General features: G+C 52.8%; 2 tRNA genes and 2 rRNA genes. All 4 read left to right on the top strand.

Annotated elements, in window-relative coordinates:
- Positions 1–128 precede the first annotated feature (128 nt).
- Positions 129–1,661, top strand: a 16S ribosomal RNA gene (locus tag ABY44_RS27790).
- A 63-nt stretch (positions 1,662–1,724) separates the two neighbouring features.
- A tRNA-Ile gene (locus tag ABY44_RS27785) sits at positions 1,725–1,801 on the top strand.
- Between the two features lie 38 nt (positions 1,802–1,839).
- Positions 1,840–1,915 (top strand) — tRNA-Ala (locus tag ABY44_RS27780).
- A 277-nt stretch (positions 1,916–2,192) separates the two neighbouring features.
- Positions 2,193–5,073 (top strand): 23S ribosomal RNA (locus tag ABY44_RS27775).
- The 16S and 23S rRNA genes sit together here with 2 tRNA genes alongside, the layout of an rRNA operon.
- Positions 5,074–5,085 lie beyond the last annotated feature (12 nt).

Here is a 5,085-nt window from a genome sequence, read left to right as displayed (position 1 = left end):
TCGGATCAGATAGCAAAAGTATCAAGAGTCTCACACTAAAGTAAGTCAGGTTTATGAAGTGATTCATATTCCTGTCAGCTTTGAGTGAGCGACCGGTTCTTAACCGAACCGAAAACAGTAACAGGTTTAAACTGAAGAGTTTGATCCTGGCTCAGATTGAACGCTGGCGGCATGCCTTACACATGCAAGTCGAACGGCAGCACGGGTGCTTGCACCTGGTGGCGAGTGGCGAACGGGTGAGTAATACATCGGAACATGTCCTGTAGTGGGGGATAGCCCGGCGAAAGCCGGATTAATACCGCATACGATCTACGGATGAAAGCGGGGGACCTTCGGGCCTCGCGCTATAGGGTTGGCCGATGGCTGATTAGCTAGTTGGTGGGGTAAAGGCCTACCAAGGCGACGATCAGTAGCTGGTCTGAGAGGACGACCAGCCACACTGGGACTGAGACACGGCCCAGACTCCTACGGGAGGCAGCAGTGGGGAATTTTGGACAATGGGCGAAAGCCTGATCCAGCAATGCCGCGTGTGTGAAGAAGGCCTTCGGGTTGTAAAGCACTTTTGTCCGGAAAGAAATCCTTGGCTCTAATACAGTCGGGGGATGACGGTACCGGAAGAATAAGCACCGGCTAACTACGTGCCAGCAGCCGCGGTAATACGTAGGGTGCAAGCGTTAATCGGAATTACTGGGCGTAAAGCGTGCGCAGGCGGTTTGCTAAGACCGATGTGAAATCCCCGGGCTCAACCTGGGAACTGCATTGGTGACTGGCAGGCTAGAGTATGGCAGAGGGGGGTAGAATTCCACGTGTAGCAGTGAAATGCGTAGAGATGTGGAGGAATACCGATGGCGAAGGCAGCCCCCTGGGCCAATACTGACGCTCATGCACGAAAGCGTGGGGAGCAAACAGGATTAGATACCCTGGTAGTCCACGCCCTAAACGATGTCAACTAGTTGTTGGGGATTCATTTCCTTAGTAACGTAGCTAACGCGTGAAGTTGACCGCCTGGGGAGTACGGTCGCAAGATTAAAACTCAAAGGAATTGACGGGGACCCGCACAAGCGGTGGATGATGTGGATTAATTCGATGCAACGCGAAAAACCTTACCTACCCTTGACATGGTCGGAATCCTGCTGAGAGGTGGGAGTGCTCGAAAGAGAACCGGCGCACAGGTGCTGCATGGCTGTCGTCAGCTCGTGTCGTGAGATGTTGGGTTAAGTCCCGCAACGAGCGCAACCCTTGTCCTTAGTTGCTACGCAAGAGCACTCTAAGGAGACTGCCGGTGACAAACCGGAGGAAGGTGGGGATGACGTCAAGTCCTCATGGCCCTTATGGGTAGGGCTTCACACGTCATACAATGGTCGGAACAGAGGGTTGCCAACCCGCGAGGGGGAGCTAATCCCAGAAAACCGATCGTAGTCCGGATTGCACTCTGCAACTCGAGTGCATGAAGCTGGAATCGCTAGTAATCGCGGATCAGCATGCCGCGGTGAATACGTTCCCGGGTCTTGTACACACCGCCCGTCACACCATGGGAGTGGGTTTTACCAGAAGTGGCTAGTCTAACCGCAAGGAGGACGGTCACCACGGTAGGATTCATGACTGGGGTGAAGTCGTAACAAGGTAGCCGTATCGGAAGGTGCGGCTGGATCACCTCCTTTCCAGAGCTATCTCGCAAAGTTGAGCGCTCACGCTTATCGGCTGTAAATTAAAGACAGACTCAGGGGTCTGTAGCTCAGTCGGTTAGAGCACCGTCTTGATAAGGCGGGGGTCGTTGGTTCGAATCCAACCAGACCCACCATTGTCTGGCGGTAACACCTGAGGGTATCTGTACTCAATGGGGGCATAGCTCAGCTGGGAGAGCACCTGCTTTGCAAGCAGGGGGTCGTCGGTTCGATCCCGTCTGCCTCCACCAATCACCAACGCTAAGTGCTTGGTTCATACGATGAACCGAGAATTTTGCATTGGCGATTGAGCCAGTCAGAGCGGTACGAAAGTATCGGCTGTCGTTCTTTAACAATCTGGAAGAAGTAAGTAATTTGGATAGCGGAAGCGTCTTGAGATGGACGTGGAAACTATCCGGGTTGTGATTGTATCGATGTATCTCAAGATGATTCGAACTCTATGTTTGACTCAATTGGAATACGGCACAACGCGAGAACTCAACCTGTAACGAGACAGACTCGTTATAGGGTCAAGCGAACAAGTGCATGTGGTGGATGCCTTGGCGATCACAGGCGATGAAGGACGCGGTAGCCTGCGAAAAGCTACGGGGAGCTGGCAAACAAGCTTTGATCCGTAGATGTCCGAATGGGGAAACCCACTCCTTTTGGAGTATCCATGGCTGAATACATAGGCCATGTGAAGCGAACGCGGTGAACTGAAACATCTAAGTAACCGCAGGAAAAGAAATCAACCGAGATTCCCAAAGTAGTGGCGAGCGAAATGGGATGAGCCTTGCACTCTTTATTTGTATTGTTAGCCGAACGCTCTGGAAAGTGCGGCCATAGCAGGTGATAGCCCTGTAGGCGAAAACAGTATGAAAGAACTAGGTGTGCGACAAGTAGGGCGGGACACGTGAAATCCTGTCTGAAGATGGGGGGACCATCCTCCAAGGCTAAATACTCGTGATCGACCGATAGTGAACCAGTACCGTGAGGGAAAGGCGAAAAGAACCCCGGGAGGGGAGTGAAATAGATCCTGAAACCGCATGCATACAAACAGTCGGAGCCTCGTAAGGGGTGACGGCGTACCTTTTGTATAATGGGTCAGCGACTTACGTTCAGTAGCAAGCTTAACCGTATAGGGCAGGCGTAGCGAAAGCGAGTCCGAATAGGGCGTTCAGTTGCTGGGCGTAGACCCGAAACCAGGTGATCTATCCATGGCCAGGATGAAGGTGCGGTAACACGTACTGGAGGTCCGAACCCACTAACGTTGAAAAGTTAGGGGATGAGCTGTGGATAGGGGTGAAAGGCTAAACAAACCTGGAAATAGCTGGTTCTCTCCGAAAACTATTTAGGTAGTGCCTCGTGTCTCACCTTCGGGGGTAGAGCACTGTCATGGTTGGGGGGTCTATTGCAGATTACCCCGCCATAGCAAACTCCGAATACCGAAGAGTGCAATCACGGGAGACAGACATCGGGTGCTAACGTCCGGTGTCAAGAGGGAAACAACCCAGACCGCCAGCTAAGGTCCCCAAATATAGCTAAGTGGGAAACGAAGTGGGAAGGCTAAAACAGTCAGGAGGTTGGCTTAGAAGCAGCCACCCTTTAAAGAAAGCGTAATAGCTCACTGATCGAGTCGTCCTGCGCGGAAGATGTAACGGGGCTAAGCTATATACCGAAGCTGCGGATGCGTGCTTGCACGCATGGTAGGAGAGCGTTCCGTAAGCCTGCGAAGGTGCCTTGTAAAGGGTGCTGGAGGTATCGGAAGTGCGAATGCTGACATGAGTAGCGATAAAGGGGGTGAAAGGCCCCCTCGCCGTAAGCCCAAGGTTTCCTACGCAACGTTCATCGGCGTAGGGTGAGTCGGCCCCTAAGGCGAGGCAGAAATGCGTAGCTGATGGGAAGCAGGTCAATATTCCTGCACCATTGTTAGATGCGATGGGGGGACGGATCGCGGAAGGTTGTCCGGGTGTTGGAAGTCCCGGTCGCTGCATTGGAGAAGGCACTTAGGCAAATCCGGGTGCGTAATTCAAGGGTGTGGCGCGAGCTTCTTCGGAAGCGAAGCAATTGGAAGTGGTTCCAAGAAAAGCCTCTAAGCTTCAGTCTAACGATGACCGTACCGCAAACCGACACAGGTGGGCGAGATGAGTATTCTAAGGCGCTTGAGAGAACTCGGGAGAAGGAACTCGGCAAATTGGTACCGTAACTTCGGGATAAGGTACGCCCTTGTAGCTTGACTGGCCTGCGCCAGGAGGGTGAAGGGGTTGCAATAAACTGGTGGCTGCGACTGTTTAATAAAAACACAGCACTCTGCAAACACGAAAGTGGACGTATAGGGTGTGACGCCTGCCCGGTGCCGGAAGATTAAATGATGGGGTGCAAGCTCTTGATTGAAGTCCCGGTAAACGGCGGCCGTAACTATAACGGTCCTAAGGTAGCGAAATTCCTTGTCGGGTAAGTTCCGACCTGCACGAATGGCGTAACGATGGCCACACTGTCTCCTCCCGAGACTCAGCGAAGTTGAAGTGTTTGTGATGATGCAATCTACCCGCGGCTAGACGGAAAGACCCCATGAACCTTTACTGTAGCTTTGCATTGGACTTTGAACCGATCTGTGTAGGATAGGTGGGAGGCTATGAAACCGGAACGCTAGTTTCGGTGGAGCCGTCCTTGAAATACCACCCTGGTTTGTTTGAGGTTCTAACCTTGGCCCGTGATCCGGGTCGGGGACAGTGCATGGTAGGCAGTTTGACTGGGGCGGTCTCCTCCCAAAGCGTAACGGAGGAGTACGAAGGTACGCTAGGTACGGTCGGAAATCGTGCTGATAGTGCAATGGCATAAGCGTGCTTAACTGCGAGACCGACAAGTCGAGCAGGTGCGAAAGCAGGTCATAGTGATCCGGTGGTTCTGTATGGAAGGGCCATCGCTCAACGGATAAAAGGTACTCTGGGGATAACAGGCTGATACCGCCCAAGAGTTCATATCGACGGCGGTGTTTGGCACCTCGATGTCGGCTCATCTCATCCTGGGGCTGTAGCCGGTCCCAAGGGTATGGCTGTTCGCCATTTAAAGAGGTACGTGAGCTGGGTTTAAAACGTCGTGAGACAGTTTGGTCCCTATCTGCCGTGGGCGTTGGATATTTGAAGGGGGCTGCTCCTAGTACGAGAGGACCGGAGTGGACGAACCTCTGGTGTACCGGTTGTCACGCCAGTGGCATCGCCGGGTAGCTATGTTCGGAAGAGATAACCGCTGAAAGCATCTAAGCGGGAAACTCGCCTTAAGATGAGATATCCCTGGGGACTAGATCCCCTTGAAGGGTCGTTCGAGACCAGGACGTTGATAGGTCAGGTGTGTAAGCGCAGTAATGCGTTCAGCTAACTGATACTAATTGCCCGTAAGGCTTGATCCTATAACAAGTCTG

This window comes from Burkholderia sp. ZZQ-2 (assembly GCF_050768715.1).
In the GTDB taxonomy this organism is placed as follows: Bacteria; Pseudomonadota; Gammaproteobacteria; order Burkholderiales; family Burkholderiaceae; genus Burkholderia; species Burkholderia cepacia.
The sequence above is the reverse complement of the archived record's forward strand: the minus strand, read 5'-3'. Positions and strand labels throughout refer to the sequence as shown.